General features: G+C 74.8%; 14 protein-coding genes. 6 read left to right on the top strand and 8 right to left on the bottom strand.

Annotation, left to right across the window (positions count from 1 at the left end; genetic code table 11):
- Positions 1–63 precede the first annotated feature (63 nt).
- The gene (locus AC4OR8_RS00310; RefSeq protein ID WP_492163575.1) at positions 64–1,089 is read left to right on the top strand and encodes an NAD(P)/FAD-dependent oxidoreductase; all 1,026 of its coding nucleotides are present in this window, start codon (positions 64–66) and stop codon (positions 1,087–1,089) included.
- Between the two features lie 130 nt (positions 1,090–1,219).
- Positions 1,220–1,873, top strand: a complete 654-nt coding sequence (locus AC4OR8_RS00305; protein ID WP_492163574.1) for a helix-turn-helix transcriptional regulator — start codon at positions 1,220–1,222, stop codon at positions 1,871–1,873.
- A gap of 290 nt (positions 1,874–2,163) precedes the next feature.
- Here AC4OR8_RS00305 and AC4OR8_RS00300 read toward each other — a convergent pair whose 3' ends face one another.
- The 4 genes from AC4OR8_RS00300 to AC4OR8_RS00285 are packed head-to-tail and all read right to left on the bottom strand — an operon-like array spanning position 2,164 to position 6,324.
- On the bottom strand, positions 2,164–2,988 hold the full coding sequence (locus AC4OR8_RS00300; RefSeq protein ID WP_492163573.1) for a glycosyltransferase family 2 protein: 825 nt from the start codon (positions 2,986–2,988) through the stop codon (positions 2,164–2,166).
- Positions 2,985–4,052 (bottom strand): glycosyltransferase, encoded by a 1,068-nt coding sequence (locus AC4OR8_RS00295; protein WP_492163572.1) that lies wholly within the window; start codon positions 4,050–4,052, stop codon positions 2,985–2,987. Before AC4OR8_RS00295 ends, AC4OR8_RS00300 begins: the two co-directional genes overlap by 4 nt.
- Complete coding sequence (locus AC4OR8_RS00290; protein ID WP_492163571.1) at positions 4,049–5,128, bottom strand: glycosyltransferase; 1,080 nt, start codon at positions 5,126–5,128, stop codon at positions 4,049–4,051. The genes AC4OR8_RS00295 and AC4OR8_RS00290 overlap by 4 nt, the downstream gene beginning before the upstream one ends.
- Positions 5,125–6,324, bottom strand: a complete 1,200-nt coding sequence (locus AC4OR8_RS00285; protein ID WP_492163570.1) for a glycosyltransferase family protein — start codon at positions 6,322–6,324, stop codon at positions 5,125–5,127. The genes AC4OR8_RS00290 and AC4OR8_RS00285 overlap by 4 nt, the downstream gene beginning before the upstream one ends.
- 217 nt (positions 6,325–6,541) lie before the next feature.
- On the opposite strand from AC4OR8_RS00285, the gene AC4OR8_RS00280 reads away from it, so the two are divergent.
- Complete coding sequence (locus AC4OR8_RS00280) at positions 6,542–6,973, top strand: ribonuclease H family protein (protein ID WP_492163569.1); 432 nt, start codon at positions 6,542–6,544, stop codon at positions 6,971–6,973.
- Positions 6,974–7,006: 33 nt separating this feature from the next.
- Here the strand turns inward: AC4OR8_RS00280 and AC4OR8_RS00275 are convergent, their stop codons facing one another.
- The 3 genes from AC4OR8_RS00275 to AC4OR8_RS00265 all read right to left on the bottom strand — a co-directional run bounded on the left by AC4OR8_RS00275 (position 7,007) and on the right by AC4OR8_RS00265 (position 10,108).
- On the bottom strand, positions 7,007–7,813 hold the full coding sequence (locus AC4OR8_RS00275; RefSeq protein ID WP_492163568.1) for an ABC transporter permease: 807 nt from the start codon (positions 7,811–7,813) through the stop codon (positions 7,007–7,009).
- Complete coding sequence (locus AC4OR8_RS00270) at positions 7,810–8,877, bottom strand: ATP-binding cassette domain-containing protein (RefSeq protein ID WP_492163567.1); 1,068 nt, start codon at positions 8,875–8,877, stop codon at positions 7,810–7,812. The genes AC4OR8_RS00275 and AC4OR8_RS00270 overlap by 4 nt, the downstream gene beginning before the upstream one ends.
- 1,051 nt (positions 8,878–9,928) lie before the next feature.
- Positions 9,929–10,108 carry a hypothetical protein gene (locus tag AC4OR8_RS00265; RefSeq protein WP_492163566.1) on the bottom strand — a complete coding sequence of 60 codons (180 nt, stop codon included), beginning with the start codon at positions 10,106–10,108 and terminating at the stop codon, positions 9,929–9,931.
- 238 nt (positions 10,109–10,346) lie between these two features.
- Between AC4OR8_RS00265 and AC4OR8_RS00260 the strand changes: the two genes are divergently transcribed.
- From AC4OR8_RS00260 to AC4OR8_RS00250, 3 genes are all read left to right on the top strand, one after another.
- Entirely contained in the window at positions 10,347–11,621 is a 1,275-nt protein-coding gene (locus tag AC4OR8_RS00260; protein WP_492163565.1) for an NAD(P)/FAD-dependent oxidoreductase, read from the top strand.
- Between the two features lie 154 nt (positions 11,622–11,775).
- A complete protein-coding gene (locus tag AC4OR8_RS00255) occupies positions 11,776–13,326 on the top strand; it encodes an MFS transporter (RefSeq protein WP_492163564.1) in 1,551 nt (516 codons plus the stop codon).
- Positions 13,323–13,778, top strand: coding sequence for a MarR family winged helix-turn-helix transcriptional regulator (locus AC4OR8_RS00250; protein WP_492163563.1), 456 nt, complete (start codon positions 13,323–13,325; stop codon positions 13,776–13,778). The genes AC4OR8_RS00255 and AC4OR8_RS00250 overlap by 4 nt, the downstream gene beginning before the upstream one ends.
- A gap of 27 nt (positions 13,779–13,805) precedes the next feature.
- On the opposite strand, the gene AC4OR8_RS00245 is transcribed toward AC4OR8_RS00250, so the two are convergent.
- Entirely contained in the window at positions 13,806–15,425 is a 1,620-nt protein-coding gene (locus tag AC4OR8_RS00245) for a glycoside hydrolase family 13 protein (protein ID WP_492163562.1), read from the bottom strand.
- Positions 15,426–15,431 lie beyond the last annotated feature (6 nt).

Here is a 15,431-nt window from a genome sequence, read left to right as displayed (position 1 = left end):
CCCCGGCCACCTCGGTCCTGCGGGGTGAGGGCGCCGGCGGGCGCTGCGCGGCAGGGTGACGGGATGCGCACCGACGACACCCCCCGCGCGCCCGACGGCGCCGTCCTGCCCGTGGTGGTCGTCGGCGGCGGCATCTCCGGCATCGCCTGCGCCCGGGCGCTGGTGGCCGGCGGGCGCGACGTCGTCGTCCTCGACCGCGGCCGACGCCTCGGGGGCCGGATGGCCAGCCGCCGGTTCGCCGGCCGCCCGGTCGACACCGGCGCCTCCTACCTCACCGCCGCCGACCCCCGCTTCGTCGAGGTGGTGGAGGCCTGGCGGGCCGCCGGGCTGGCCCGGCCCTGGACCGACACGTTCACCGTGCTCGAGCCGGGGCAGCAGCCGACCGACAAGCAGGGACCCGTGCGGTGGGGTGCCCCCGGCGGCCTGCGCTCGCTCGTCGAGGACCTCGCCGGCGGCCTCGACGTGCGCCGCGCGAGCGTGGCCCGCGTCGATCGCACCGGCGACGACCTCGTGGTGCACCTCGAGGCCGATGCGGAGGCCGGCGGTGACGCCGGGGTGCTCCGCGCGGGCGCGGTGGTGCTGGCGATGCCCGACGCCCAGGCCGCGCGCCTGCTCGGCGACGGTCTCGACGACGTGGCCCCGCTGCTCGACCGCCGTTCCGAGCCGGTGCTGGCGCTGGTCGCGCGCTGGGACGACCGGGCCTGGGACGACGGACCGTTCCGCGACGGCGCCTTCGTCAACGGCGACGACGACGTCGCGTGGATCGCCGACGACGGCCGCCGGCGCGGCGACGACGCGCCCGTGCTGGTGGCCCACTCCACCGCCGACCTGGCCGCCCGCCACCTCGACGACCCCGCGGCCGCCGGGCCCCGGCTCACCGCGGCGCTGTGCCGGCTGCTCGACCTGGCGCCGCCGGTGGAGTCGTTCGTGCACCGGTGGTCGCTGGCCAAGCCGACCGGCGAGCGGGCCGCGCCGTACCTGCTCCACCCGCTCGGAGTCGGCGTGTGCGGCGACGGGTGGGGGGAGCAGTCGAAGGTGGAGGGCGCCTGGCTCTCCGGCACCGGGCTCGGCGAGGCGCTGGCCCGCTGACCGGGTGCTGACCGGGTGCTGACCGGGCGCTGACCGGGCGTCGGGAGGGGGCGGGCAGGGCCTCATGCGGACGGGTGAGGCCGGCGAGCCCGGACGAGGCGGGGGGCCGCAGAGGCAGTACCTTCGCGTCGTGAGTCTCTCCCCACCGATCCGCACGACCCTCGTCGACGACTACGCCGTCGTCGCGCCGGGCGTCAGACACATGCTCGAGCCGTACGCCGACCGCGTGCGCTTCGTCGAGCTCGCCGACGCGCTGCGCGACCCCGCCTCGGTCGACGTGGTGCTCTACGAGCCCGTCGACCTGGCGCCCCACAGCCACGAGCGGCTGCGGGCCGTGGTGGCCGGTGGTCGCGCCCGCCCGGTGGTGTTCACCTGGCGCGAGCAGGCGCCACACCTCGCCGGCGCGGCGTCGCCGGGGCGGCTGTCGAAGGCGATCAGCGCCGCCGACCTGGTGCTGGGGCTCGAGGAGCTGCAGGAGGCCGCCGCCCGCCCCGGGCAGGCCCACCGCCCGGCCGACCGCCGTCCGCACGAGACCCTCACCGGCAACAGCGCCACCGCGGCGCTGTCGCTGACCCCGCGCGAGGCCGAGATCCTCGCGCTGATCGTGGAGGGCCACACCAACGTCGAGATCGGCCAGCGCCTCTACCTCAGCATCAACTCCGTGAAGACCTACGTGCGCGGCGCCTACCGCAAGATCGACGTCACGCGTCGTCCGCAGGCGGTGGCCTGGGGCCTGCAGAACGGCCTCGGCGGCGTCACCCGCTCGCCCGACCACGTCGGCTAGCCCACCGCCCCGCCCCGCGACACCCGGACGATCCTGAAACGGTTCAACAAATGTCGGCCCGCCCGGCGTGTCGTCAGGATCCATCCGCTATGTTTCACCTGTCTTCATCTTCACCACCGCGGGTGACTTCTCACCAGCACCGGGTGATCCGAGACAGAGCGCGCTGATGGGTGCCTACCTCCAGACGCTGACGGGCGGCGGACCTCCGGGTCCGCCGCCCGTTCCTCTTCTCCCCACGGCCGCCGGCACGACGTCAGTGCGACCGTCACCGGGGACGTCGACGCCCTCGCTCAGGCGCGCACCCAGCCGTCGCCGTCACGCCTGACGTGGCCGAGACGCTCCAGCTCCTCGAGCCAGCCCAGCATCGGCCACCGGCCCCAGCGCCGGGCGAAGATCGCGCCGTTGCGCAGGATGTCGTCGACGTGGCGCACCGGCGGGCGCTCGACCGGGTGGTGCTGGTGGTAGGCCCGGGCGCCGCCAGACCACCCCAGCCCGACGCCGGCGGCCACCGCCTGGTGGCCGAAGTCGGTGTCCTCGCCGCCGTAGCCGACGTACTCCTCGCAGAAGGCGCCCGAGCGCTCCCAGGCGCGTCGCGACAACGCGAACGACAGCGACCAGAACAGGTCGGGGTCGTCGTTGGCCACGTCGACACCGGGCGCCGGTGCGGGCCGCGCGGCGTGGGGCGCGTCGAGCGCGGGGAGGGCGGTGAGGTCGTAGCCGCCCTGGGGCGGCGGGTCGAGGTAGGTCACCGGCCCGGCCCAGATCGTGTCGGGCCGGCGGGTGACGACGTCGGCGTACGCCGCGACCAGCCCGGGGCCGGCCAGGCAGTCGACGTCGAGGGCCACCACCACGTCGGCACCCGTGCGGAACGCGTCCTCGATGCCGCGGTTGCGGGCCCGGGCCAGCGGCAGCCCCTGCGGGCTCGTGGCGACGCGCTCCACCCGACGACGCAGCGTCGCGCTGCCCTCGGCGCTGAGCGCCTCGATGGCGGGGTCGTCCATGGCGACGACGAGGTAGTCGTCGGGCAGGCGGGTGCCCAGCGCCAGCGAACGGTGCTGCGCGGCGAGGTGGTCGTGGCGGCCCTGGGCGATGGTGGTGACCGCGACGCGGGTCATGCGGTCACCTGCGCGCCCCGGTCGGCGACCTCGGTCACCACGTCGGCCAACCGGGCGGCCGCGTCGGGCAGGCACCAGCCTCGCCAGGCGCCGCCGTCGAGGGCGGCGGCGGCCTCCAGGCGGCCGACCCAGCCGGTGCGGGGGAAGGCCGGCTCGACGAGCACCGGCCAGGGCCCGCGGGCGAGCTCCTCGCCGGTGCAGACCTGCTCGTCGTGCGGCCGGGCCTGCGGCACGACCACGGCCGGACGGCGAAGGGTGGCGACCTCCGCGACGGCGTTCTGCCCGGCGTGGGTCACCACCACGTCGGCCGCGGCCAGCAGCGGCGTCGGGTCGTCGACCCAGGTGCCGTGGGCACCGCCCAGGACGGTCCAGCGCCAGCCGGGGGTGGCCGCCGCCGCCTGCGCCAGCGTGTCGGCGTCCACGTCGTCGCCGCCGGCGCCGAGCAGCACCACCACCGAGCGGCGGTCGTCGCCGGCGTCGGGCTCGGCCTCCGCCGAGGTCGCGTCGGCCGCGGCGGCCGGGGCGGTCAGGCGGGAGAGCCCGCCGACCGGGGTCAGCCGGTCGAGCACGGCGGGCGGGACGTCGCGCAGCATGTGCTGCGCCTGCGGTGGCCAGAACGACACCAGCGCGTCGGCGACCTCGAGGCCGACGAGGTGGGCGGCGTCGCCACGGCGTCCGGGCAGCACGACGCCCACCACGGGCACGCCCAGCAGGCGCACCAGCAGGGTGACCTCCACCGACAGGTCGACCACGACGGCGTCGGGGTCGGCCTCGGCCACCCACGCGGCGAGCCGGGCGCCGCGGGCCCGCAGGCCGGGATCGTGGCGGGGCACCCAGTGCAGCCGGCCGTGGGCCGTCGGGTCGGTGGCCGCGTCGCCGGTCGGGTCGGTGTCGGTGGTCTCGTCGTCGCGCTCGAGCTGCACCCAGTCACCTGCCCACCCGTCGGGCCGGGGGAGCGAGGACAGCCCGGTGACCGCGGTGCCGCGGCGGCCGAGCTCGGCGGCGAGGCCGACGGCGCGGTGCAGGTGACCGCGGCCGTGGTGGTGCACGTAGTAGCCGATCATGCGGCGCGGCGCGACGACGTGGAGGTCAGGTAGAGCTCCTCGTACTCGTCGACCATGCGCGTCAGCGAGCAGTGCTCCTCGGCGTAGCGGCGCACCGCGCCGCGGGGGCGGGTGAGCGCGTCCTGCACGGCGCGGGCGAGGTCGTCGACGTCGCCGGCCGTCGCCAGCGCGCCGCCGGCGGTGCCGACCACCTCGGCCAGGGCGCCGCGGTCGTAGGCGGCCACCGGGGTGCCGCAGGCCATCGCCTCCGCGGCCACCAGGCCGTAGGGCTCGTCCCAGGCGGGGGTCACCAGCGCCACCGACGCCCGGGCCAGCAGCCGGGCGAGCGCGCCGTGGCCGAGGTGGCCGACGTGCACGGTCTGGCGGCCCAGGCGCGGCGCGATCTCGCGCTGGAAGTAGACGTCGTCGTGCACCGGTCCGGCGAGCACGAGCGGGATGCCCGCGGCCCGGCAGGCGTCGATGGCCTCGTGGGGGGCCTTCTCGGCGACCAGCCGGCCCGACCAGACGGCCGGCCCGCCGCCGGGGCCGGGACGCCAGCGGCTGACGTCGACGCCGTTCAGGATGGGTACGGCGGGCGCGACGTGACCCCAGGAGCGTGCGGTGTGCTCGGAGACCGCGGCGAAGGTGCTGCCGCGCGGCGAGAGCTCCACGGCCGACTCCAGCCACGGCACCGGCGGGGTGTGCAGCGTGGTGATCATCGGCGTCTCGAGGGTGTGGGCCATCGCGACGGGGAGGTGGTGGAGGCTGTTGTTGTGCACCAGGTCGAAGCGCGACCCGCCGTCCTCGGCGAGCTGGAGCATCAGCCCGAGGTAGGCGTGGTGCTCGTCCATCCACTGCCGTGACGGGGCGTTCACGTCGGCCATGGCGGGGGCCGACGGCTCGAACGTCGCCACGTCGAGCTCGGTGACGTCGAGCGCGGGGTCGCTGCCGGGGGCGGCGAAGAGGGAGACCTCGTGGCCTCGCCGGCCGAGCTCGCTGGCCAGCTGGTGGGTCATCGACTCCAGGCCGCCGGCGAACGGCTCGGCGATGGGGTGGCGGCTGCTCGCGACGAGGCAGATGCGCAGGCGGCTCCTCACGACGCCAGGGACCGGTACAGCCGGTGGTGGGCGGCGGCGACGCCGTCGCGCTGCAGACGGCGCTCCTCGATGCTCGCCCCCAGCCGCGGACGCTCGTCGTGGGCGCGGCGCACGGCAGCGGCCAGCGAGTCGGCGTCGAAGGTGTGCTCGTCGAGCCCGTACGACAGCACCGGGCCCTGCTCGGCGAAGTAGCCGCAGGTCGGCGCCACCACGGTGGTGCCGAGGTCGCGGCAGGCCTCCAGCCAGCCCGAGTGGGTGCCGAAGCGGTAGGGCAGCACGGAGACGTCGAGCGACCCGAGGTGGTTCCACAGGTCCTGGTCGGGCAGGTAGTCGTGCACCTGCAGGTCGAGGCGACCCTGCACTGCGGCGGTGCCCAGGTAGGCGGCCAGCGCGGGGTCGTGGCGCAGGAAGGAGGGGTCCATCACGTCGTGGTGGGCGTTGACCTGCAGCACGGCGTCGGGCAGGTCGGCCACCACCTCGACCAGGGTGGGGAGCACCGCGAGGGGGTCCATGCTCGCGCGCAGGCTCTTCAGGTGCACCCCGACGCGGAACGGTCCGGAACGGCGTCTGGCGCGGCAGTCCTGGGCCTGGCCCATCGTGTCGGTGTCCACGACGTGGGGGTGCGGCAGCACCAGCGCCTCGCGGTCCCAGCGGCGGGCGATCTCGGCGGCCGCGCCGGGGGTCAGCGTGACGACCGCGTCGGCGGCCGGCACCAGCACGTCGAGCTGGGCGTCGTGCTCGGTGCGGTCGCGGTGGTGGGGGTTGCGCAGGTCGTGCACGGTGTGGACCAGCGGGGTGCCGCGGTCGCGCAGCGCGGCGACGAGCTCGGCCAGCTCGGCGGGGGAGCGGGAGTCGAACCCGAACTGCAGGTGCAGGACGTCGAAGGCGTCGCGGGGCGCGTCGCGCACCCAGGCGGCGTCGAGCATGACCGGCGGCCACCAGCGCTGCCCCGCGGTCCGGCTCGGGTCGTCGGGGTGCGGGTCGTCGAGGCGGCGTACGGCGTCCCGGCCGTCCTCGCGCTCGAGGTGGCGCACGTAGACGTGGCCCCGCGGGACCGAGGCCACCGTGATCCGGTCGTCCTGCCGGGCGGACCCACGAGCGGTCGCCGGGGTCGCCGGGCTCGACGAGCTGGTGTCGGTGTCGACACCCGGGGTCGTCGGCGGCGCGGTCCTGGCGGCCTGGTCCACTGCGGGCATGGGGCTCCTTCTCCTCGTGGACCTCCGTTCTACGGGCCCCCAGAGCCCCCCCGCCCCACCCCTACGGGGGCCCCCCGTCTCCCCCCTCCCCCACAAGGGGGAGGGCTGTGTGAGGGTGGCGCCCGTGCCGACTGCCACCCGCCCCGCTCGCACCCCTTCCCGTGCCCCGTCGCGCGCCGGGTCACCGGCTCGCGCCAAGCGCCCGTCCCGGCCGCCGATGGCCGAGCCGCCCGGCGCCCGCGAGGTGTTCACCGACGGCGCCTGCTCGGGCAACCCCGGGCCCGGGGGGTGGGCCTGGGCGCTCGATGAGTCGGTGTACGCCTCGGGCGCGGAGCGGCCCAGCACCAACCAGCGCATGGAGATCCGGGCCGCGCTCGAGGCGGTGCTGGCGCTCCCCGGTCCGCTGGTCGTGGTCAGCGACTCCACCTACGTCGTGCACTGCTTCCGCGACGCCTGGTGGCTGGGCTGGCGTCAGCGCGGGTGGACCAACGCCGCCAAGAAGCCGGTGGCCAACCGCGACCTGTGGGAGCCGCTGGTCGACGAGGTCGCGGCCCGTGGCGACGTCGCCTTCCGCTGGGTGAAGGGCCACTCCGGTGACCGGATGAACGACTTCGTCGACCGCCTCGCCGTGGCCGCCAGCAAGGCCTGAGCCCTACTCGCTGGAGCCCTACGTGCTGGAGCCCTACTTGCTGGTGGAGAGCCGGTACTGGCGCACCGACAGCGGGACGAACACCACCAGGATGATCACCACCCACGCCAGCGTGTAGAGCGTGGGGTGCTGCATCGACCAGGCGTCGGAGGGCCGCACGCTCGGGTCGACGTTGCCGAAGAGCTCGCGGACCGCCTGGGTGAGCGTGGACACCGGGTTCCACTCCACCAAGGTGCGCAGCACACCGCTGAACGACTCCAGCGGGACGAACGCGTTGGAGACGAACGTCAGCGGCATGATCACGATGAACGAGGCGTTGTTGATGACCTCCACGCTCGGCACCAGCAGCCCCACCCACGCCATCACCCAGCTGATCGCGTAGGCGAACAGCAGCAGCAGGCCGAAGGCGGCCAGCGCGTCGAGGACGCCCTCGCGGATGCGCCAGCCGACCAGCAGGCCGGTCAGCGACATGATGATGATGGAGAGCAGGTTGTACACCACGTCGGAGGTCGTGCGGCCCACCAGGACCGCCGACGACGACATCGGCAGCGACCGGAACCGGTCGATGATGCCCTTCTGCATGTCCTCGGCCAGGCCCGCGCCGGTGAACGTGGCCCCGAAGACGACCGTCTGGGCGAAGATGCCGCCGACCAGGAACTCCTTGTAGTCGACGCCTCCGGTGTCGATCGCGCCGCCGAACACGTAGGCGAACAGCAGCACGAACATGATCGGTGAGATCAGGACGAAGACGAGCACCTCCGGCACCCGCTTGATCTTGATCAGGTTGCGCTTGGCGACGACCCACCCGTCGGTGGCGGTGCGCACGGCGGTGTTGCTCATCGGACCTCCTCGGCTCGGGTGGGGGTGGCGCCGACGGCGGTGCGGCTCGCGCCGTCGCCGGTCTGGCCGGGCTTGTTCTTGCCGGGCTTGCCCGCCTTGGCGGCGGCGCCGTCGGCGGTGACCTCCTCGGTGGGACGCCCGGTCAGGGTGAGGAACACGTCGTCGAGGGTGGGCCGGCGCAGGCCCACCTCGAGCACGCCGATCCCCTCGCGCTGGAAGCCCTCCAGCACGTGCTGCAGCGAGCCGGCGCCGCCGTCGACCGCGGCGGTCAGGCCCCGGCCGTTGTCGCCGACGCCCACCTCGCCCACGGCGACCCCCGCGAGCACGCGGGTGGCGCCGTCGCGCTGGGTGGGGTCGCGGAGCACGACCTCCACCCGCTCGCCGCCGGTCTGCGCCTTGAGCTGGTCGGCGGTGCCGCGGGCGATGGCGGTGCCGTGGTCAATGACGACGATGTCGTCGGCGAGCCGGTCGGCCTCCTCGAGGTACTGCGTGGTGAGCAGCAGGGTCGACCCCGACGACACCAGCTCGCGGATGACGTCCCACATCTGCTGGCGGCTGCGCGGGTCGAGGCCGGTGGTGGGCTCGTCGAGGATCAGCACCGGCGGCTCGGCCACCAGGGCGCCCGCGAGGTCGAGGCGGCGGCGCATGCCGCCGGAGTAGGTCTTGGACGGCCGGTCGCCGGCGTCGGCGAGGTCGAAGCGCTCCAGCAGCTCGCGGGCGCGCACCCGTGACCTGGCGCGGCCCAGCCCGTAGAGCCGGCCGACCATCTCGAGGTTCTCGTAGCCGGTGAGGTGCTCGTCGACAGCGGCGTACTGCCCCGACAGGCCGATGCGTCGCCGCACGCCCTCCGGGTCGCCCACCACGTCGACGCCGGCCACCTCGGCGCTGCCACCGTCGGGCTTGAGCAGCGTGGCCAGCACCCGGACGGCGGTGGTCTTCCCGGCTCCGTTGGGCCCCAGCAGGGCCAGCACGGTGCCTTCCGGCACCGACAGGTCGAGCCCCTGCAGGGCCACGACCTCCTTGTAGCGCTTGACCAGTCCGGTCGCGCGGATCATCTCGCCCATCGGGTTCCTCTCGGTGCGACGTGGGGGCCAACGTGGTCGAGGAGGTCGACCGGTGCCGCCACCCGGAATCATCGCGGTGACCACCGACAGTTCGCGAGGGCTTATCGCTGCCGCCCCCTCCGTTGGTCGAGCAGGGCGCGCAGCGCGGCCCCTTCGTTGGTTGAGCAGGGCGCGCAGCGCCCGTGTCGAAACCCCGGACGCCCGCGCTGGTAGGTGCCTCGGCGGGTCCACGCCGACGGTTGCGTGGTCTCGATACACCTCGTCGCTGGCGCTCCTCGGCACTCGACCACCGAAGGGCCGCCCGGCTCCTTCGTCGGAGAGCAGGGCGCGCAGCGCGGCCCCCTCGTTGGTTGAGCAGGGCGCGCAGCGCCCGTGTCGAAACCCCGGACGCCCGCGCTGGTAGCTGCCTCGGCGGGTCCACGCCGACGGTTGCGTGGTCTCGATACACCTCGTCGCTGGCGCTCCTCGGCACTCGACCACCGACGGGCGGCCGGCTCCTTCGTCGGTCGAGCAGGGCGCGCAGCGAGCGGCCCCCTCGTTGGTTGAGCAGGGCGCGCAGCGCCCGTGTCGACACGGGCGCGCAGCGCCCGTGTCGAAACCCCGGACGCCCGCGCTGGTAGCTGCCTCGGCGGGTCCACGCCGACGGTTGCGTGGTCTCGATACACCTCGTCGCTGGCGCTCCTCGGCACTCGACCACCGAAGGGCGGCCCGGCTCCTTCGTCGGTCGAGCAGGGCGCGCAGCGCGGCCCCCTCGTCGGTCGAGCAGGGCGCGCAGCGCCCGTGTCGAAACCCCGGACGCCCGCGTCCGTACCTGCCCCGGGCCGGTCCGGCCGACCGGCCGCGTGGTCCCGGGGAGCGCTCCCGCAGGGGGTGTTCACCCGCGGGGGTGTGGGCCCCGACACGTCGACCCGGGGATGCTGGAGAACAGCGGCCATCGCAGTGGCCGGAACGGCTCCGTACGCGGGCTTACGCAGTCCCCGGCACGGCCGCTGCTCCCGGCCCGCGGTGGCCGCTGATGCTCCTCGCGGCCGACCGGAGCCGGGCTGGTGCGTCAGCCGATGTTGGTGCTGCTGGAGTTGTCCCCGGCAGGCGGCTGGTCCTCGAGGTCGGTGTCGTCGCCCTGGATGATCCCGATGAGCAGGATCGTGCCTCCCACGAGGAGGAGCAGGAACAGCACGGCAGCCGGCACGATCCACCGTGCCCTCTTCGGCTTGTCGTCCTCGGCCATCATGCCTCCGTCCACGGGGGCGGGCCGTTCCCGCCGCACACCCCCACCGTGCCACGCCCGCGTCGTCGGTTCCCCCCACGGAAGGGTGACCGCCCCGTGACCTGTCCCATGCCCCCGGGCCGTGCGGTGCGGAGGTGTCTGGCACCGTGACGGTGCGCACGACGGGCGTGCGTCCGACGAGAGGCCCGCGATGACGACGACCACCGACCACGACGCAGCCCGGCTCGGGGCCTGAGCAGCCGTGGACCCGAGCACCGGGCGCCTGGTCGTCGTCGGCGCCTCCCTCGCCGGCCTCCGCGCGGTGGAGACCGCACGCGAGCAGGGCTTCACCGGGTCGGTGACGCTCGTGGGCGACGAGGTGCACCTGCCCTACGACCGGCCGCCGCTGTCGAAGGAGTTCCTCGCGCCGGGGCCGGACGGCGAGCCGGTGGCGCCGCCGTACCACCGCGAGCGCGAGGTGCTCGACGACCTCGACGTCGAGCTGGTGCTCGGCAGCCCCGCCACCGGCCTCGACCCCCGCGAGCGCGTGGTCGCGGTCGGCGGGCGCGAGGTGCCGTACGACGCCGTCGTGGTGGCGACCGGCTCGGCCGCGCGCACCCTGCCCGGGACCGACCACCTCGCCGGCGTCCACGCGCTGCGCACCCTCGACGACGCCCGCGAGGTGCGCTCGGCGCTCACCGCCGGCGCCCGCACCGTCGTGGTCGGCGCCGGGTTCATCGGCTCCGAGGTGGCGTCCAGCGCCCGTGCGCACGGCGTCGACGTGACGCTCGTCGAGGCGGCGTCCACGCCGCTGGTGCGGGCCCTGGGCGAGGAGATGGGCGCCGCGCTCTCGGTGCTGCACCACCGCCACGGCACCACGTTGCGCACCGGCACCGGCGTGCGCGCCGTCGAGGGAGCCGGCGGTCGGGTGGAGCGGGTGCTGCTCGACGACGGCACGACGCTCCCCGCCGACCTGGTCGTGGTGGGCATCGGGATCACCCCGACCACCGGCTGGCTCGCCGGCTCCGGGCTCGACCTGGGCGACGGCGTGGTGTGCGACGAGACGCTGTGGACCGGGGTGCCCGGCGTCTGGGCGGCCGGCGACGTCGCGTCGTGGCCCAACCCGACGATGGGGGAGCGCCAGCGCAGCGAGAACTGGACCGCCGCCGCCGACCAGGGCGCCGCAGCGGTGCGCAACGCCCTCGACCCCGAGCGGGCGACGCCGTACGGCACCGTGCCCTACTCGTGGTCGGACTGGTACGGCACCTGGATCCAGGTCGTCGGCTCGCCGGTGGCCGACGAGGTGCGCATCGTCGAGGGCGACCCCACCGTGCCCGGGCGCTGGGTCGCGCTCTACCGGCGCGGCGAGCGGCTGATCGGCGCGCTGTGCGTCGACGCCCGCACCGAGACGATGAAGTACCGCGCGCTCGTCGCCCGCGGCGCCGGCTGGGACGAGGCGCTCGTGCACGCCGAGGCCCGGCGCGAGGCGGCGGCCGCCAAGGCGGCCAGGGCGGCTCGGGTGGCGGACGGCGGGTGACCGGGCCCACGCCCGGCCTGCTTGCCGGGGCGGCCCACCGGGGAATATGGTTGCCGATGGCAACCTTCTATCCCGCATGAGACGAGCAGGCACCGTGACGACGACCCAGGCACCACCCCCCTCCGCACCCGCCCCGGACGGCACCGCCGCGCCGATGACGCACCGCCAGGTCCTCGAGGCGATGAGCGGGCTGCTGCTGGCGATGTTCGTGGCGATGCTCAGCAGCACCGTGGTGACCAACGCGCTGCCGGTGATCGTGGCCGACCTCGACGGCACCCAGACCGGCTACACCTGGGTGGTCGTCGCGACCCTCCTGGCGATGACCGCCACCACCCCCATCTGGGGCAAGCTCTCCGACCTGTTCAGCAAGAAGCTGCTCGTCCAGCTGGCGCTGGTGATCTACTCCGTCGGCTCGCTCGTCGCGGTGGTCGCGCCCTCCATGGAGGTGCTGATCGGCGCCCGCGTCGTGCAGGGCCTCGGCGTGGGCGGCCTCACCGCGTTGGTGCAGGTCGTGATCGCCAGCATGGTCACCCCCCGCGAGCGCGGTCGCTACTCCGGCTACATCGGCGCGACGTTCGCCCTGGCCACCGTCAGCGGCCCGCTCATCGGCGGTCTCGTCGTCGACTCGCCCCTCGGCTGGCGCGGCTGCTTCTTCGTCGGCCTGCCGGTGGCCGCCGTCGCCTTCGTGCTGCTGCAGAAGACGCTGCACCTGCCCGTCGTGCGCCGCCAGGTGTCGATCGACTACCTCGGCGCCACCCTGATCATGGCCGGCGTCAGCATCCTGCTGATCTGGGTCAGCCTCGCCGGCAACCAGTTCGCCTGGGCCTCGGTCACCACTGCGGTCATGATCGCCGCCGGTGTGCTCGTCATCGCCGCCGCCCTGTACGTCGAGGCCCGCGTCGCCGCCGAGCCGATCATCCCGCTGCGGCTCTTCCGCGACCGGACGACGGCGCTGGCCACCGTGGCCTCCGCGCTCATCGGCGTCGCGATGTTCGGCTCGACGGTCTACCTCAGCCAGTACTTCCAGGTCGCCCGGGGGATGACCCCCACCGAGGCCGGCCTCATGTCGATCGCCATGGTCGGCGGCCTGCTCGTCTCGAGCATCGTCACCGGCCGCATCATCTCCGACACCGGTCTGTGGAAGCGCTGGCTGGTCGGGGGCATGGTGCTCGTCGTGGTGGCCCTCGCCCTGCTCGGCACCATCGACGACACCACCAGCCTGGTCGTGGTCGGTGCGTTCATGGCCGTGCTCGGCGTCGGCCTCGGCGCCACCATGCAGAACCTGGTGCTGGCGGTGCAGAACAACGTGTCGCTGGCGGACATGGGCGCGGCCAGCTCGGTCGTGGCGTTCTTCCGCTCCCTCGGCGGCTCGGTCGGCGTCTCGGCGCTGGGCGCCCTGCTCAGCACGCAGGTGGCCGACAAGGTCGCCAGCGGCCTGGCCGCGATCGGCGTGAGTGGTGGCGGGGACGCCGCGAGCCACACCATCCCCGACCTCGACACGCTTCCCGCGCCCGTGCGCGAGGTGTTCCAGAGCGCGTTCGGTGAGTCGTTCGGCCACCTGTTCCTCGTGGCGACGCCGTTCGCGGTGCTGGCCCTGGTGTGCGTGCTGTTCATCAAGGAGGTGCCGCTGCGCACCACCAACGACCTCGTGCCCAGCGAGGCCGAGCGGGACGCCGAGCACGACGCCGCGGCGGTGACGCCGTGAAGGCGCAGCGCACCGAGCACCTGATGCACCTCGAGCAGGAGGTGGGCGTGTTGATCCGCCGCGTGAAGCGGGTGATCGGCGAGCGCGCCCACGCCGTGCACGAGGAGATGCAGCCGGCCTCCTACCTGATGCTGAGCTACCTCGCCGAGCACGGCCCGATGCGGTCCTCGGCGATGGCCGATGCCTTCCACCTCGACAAGGGCGCGATCAGCCGCCAGGTGCAGCACCTCGTCGACCTCGGCCTGCTCGTGCGCGAGCCCGACCCGGAGGACCGCCGGGCCGCGCTGGTCAGCGCGACCGACGACGCCGTGCGCCGCCTGGCCGACGTCACCGACCACCGCCGCAGGTTCCTCGACGAGCGGCTGGTGGACTGGGACGACGACGAGCTGGCCGACTTCGTCGCCGTCCTCCACCGCTACAACGCCGCGCTGAACCAGCCCGGCGACCGGTAGCCGGACCGGCCGGCGCCGGCCCGGCCGTCAGGCCCCGGTCAGCCAGGCGGCGGTGTCGGGCGGCAGCCGGTCGGTGACCGGCCCGCTGGCGACCACCACGTCGCCGGCGGGCAGCGTCACGGCGGTGTCGCCGCAGTTGACCACCACGGTCAGCGGCCCGCGGCGCAGGCCGAGCACGTCGGGGCCGAGGTCGAGCACCTCCACCTGGTCACCGGCCGTCTCGGCGTACGCCCGTCGCGCGGCCAGCGCCTCGCGGTAGAACTCCAGCGTCGAGCCGGCACGGCCCTCCTGCGCCGACGCCGCGAGCGGTCCCCAGCCGGCCGGCTGCGGCAGCCACGGCTGCGACTCGCCGGGCCCGAAGCCGTACGGCGGTGCCTCGCCGGACCACGGCACCGGCACCCGGCAGCCGTCGCGGCCGACCTCGCCGGTGCGCAGCCACGAGGGGTCCTGCCGGTGCTCGGGGGCGACGTCGACCTGCTCGAGGCCCAGCTCCTCGCCCTGGTAGAGGTAGGAGGAGCCCGGCAGCGCGAGCATCGCCAGGGTGGCGGCGCGGGCGCGGGCCAGGCCGACCTCGCCGCCGCCGTACCGGGTGGCGTGGCGCACGACGTCGTGGTTGCTCAGCACCCAGGTGGGGCTCGCGCCCACGCCCGCGAGGGCGGCGAGGGTGCCGGTGACCACCGAGGCGAACTCCTGCGCCGACCACGGCGCGAGCAGCCAGGAGAAGTTGAACGACTGGTGCATCTCGTCGGGTCGCACGAAGCGCGCCATCGACTCCGGCGACTGGGTCCACGCCTCAGCGACCAGCATCCGGTCGCCGTCGTAGGCCTCCAGCACCGTGCGCCAGCGGCGGTAGACGTCGTGCACCTCGGGCTGGTCCCACATCGGCTCGTCGCGCATGGTGCGCTCGACCATGCTGGAGACCGCCTGCGGGTTGATCTCGCCGCTGGCGGGGGCGCCGCCGTCGTCGACCAGCTGGTCGCGCAGCGACTCCTCCTTGACCAGGCCGTGGGCCACGTCGACCCGGAAGCCGTCGACGCCGCGGTCGAGCCAGAAGCGCAGCACGTCGACGAACATGTCGCCGACCTCGGGGTTGCGCCAGTCGAGGTCGGGCTGGGAGGAGTCGAAGAGGTGCAGGTACCACTGGCCGTCGTCGACGCGGGTCCAGGCGGGACCGCCGAAGACGGAGTGCCAGTTGTTCGGCGGCTCGAAGCCGTCGACGCCGCGGCCCTCGCGGAACAGGTAGCGCGCCCGCTCGGGGCTGCCCGGCCCGGCGGCCAGCGCGGCCTGGAACCAGACGTGGGCGTCGGAGGTGTGGTTGGGCACCAGGTCGACGACCACCCGCAGGCCGAGCTCGTGGGCCCGGGCGAGGAGCGCGTCGGCGTCGGCGAGCGTGCCGAAGAGGGGGTCGATGTCGCGGTAGTCGGCGACGTCGTAGCCGTGGTCCTTCTGCGGGGAGGTGTAGAACGGCGAGATCCAGAGGGCGTCGACCCCGAGTGCGGCGAGGTGGGGCAGCCGTGCGGTGATGCCGGGCAGGTCACCGACGCCGTCGCCGTCGCTGTCGGCGAACGAGCGCGGGTAGACCTGGTAGATGACGGCGTGGCGCCACCACTCGGCGGCCTCGGGCGTCGTTGGATCGTTCAAAGTCATGGCGCT

The sequence above is a fragment of the Nocardioides sp. FY1077 genome, from assembly GCF_058681775.1.
This window is presented reverse-complemented; position numbering and strand designations above follow the sequence as displayed.

Bases quoted from the DNA above. Each gene is read 5' to 3' on its own strand.
- AC4OR8_RS00310 (WP_492163575.1), top strand. From the start codon at position 64: ATGCGCACCGACGACACCCCCCGCGCGCCCGACGGCGCCGTCCTGCCC.
- AC4OR8_RS00300 (WP_492163573.1), bottom strand. From the start codon at position 2,988: ATGACCCGCGTCGCGGTCACCACCATCGCCCAGGGCCGCCACGACCAC.
- AC4OR8_RS00295 (WP_492163572.1), bottom strand. From the start codon at position 4,052: ATGATCGGCTACTACGTGCACCACCACGGCCGCGGTCACCTGCACCGC.
- AC4OR8_RS00285 (WP_492163570.1), bottom strand. From the start codon at position 6,324: ATGCCCGCAGTGGACCAGGCCGCCAGGACCGCGCCGCCGACGACCCCG.
- AC4OR8_RS00280 (WP_492163569.1), top strand. From the start codon at position 6,542: ATGGCCGAGCCGCCCGGCGCCCGCGAGGTGTTCACCGACGGCGCCTGC.
- AC4OR8_RS00275 (WP_492163568.1), bottom strand. From the start codon at position 7,813: ATGAGCAACACCGCCGTGCGCACCGCCACCGACGGGTGGGTCGTCGCC.
- AC4OR8_RS00270 (WP_492163567.1), bottom strand. From the start codon at position 8,877: ATGGGCGAGATGATCCGCGCGACCGGACTGGTCAAGCGCTACAAGGAG.
- AC4OR8_RS00265 (WP_492163566.1), bottom strand. From the start codon at position 10,108: ATGATGGCCGAGGACGACAAGCCGAAGAGGGCACGGTGGATCGTGCCG.
- AC4OR8_RS00255 (WP_492163564.1), top strand. From the start codon at position 11,776: ATGACGCACCGCCAGGTCCTCGAGGCGATGAGCGGGCTGCTGCTGGCG.
- AC4OR8_RS00245 (WP_492163562.1), bottom strand. From the start codon at position 15,425: ATGACTTTGAACGATCCAACGACGCCCGAGGCCGCCGAGTGGTGGCGC.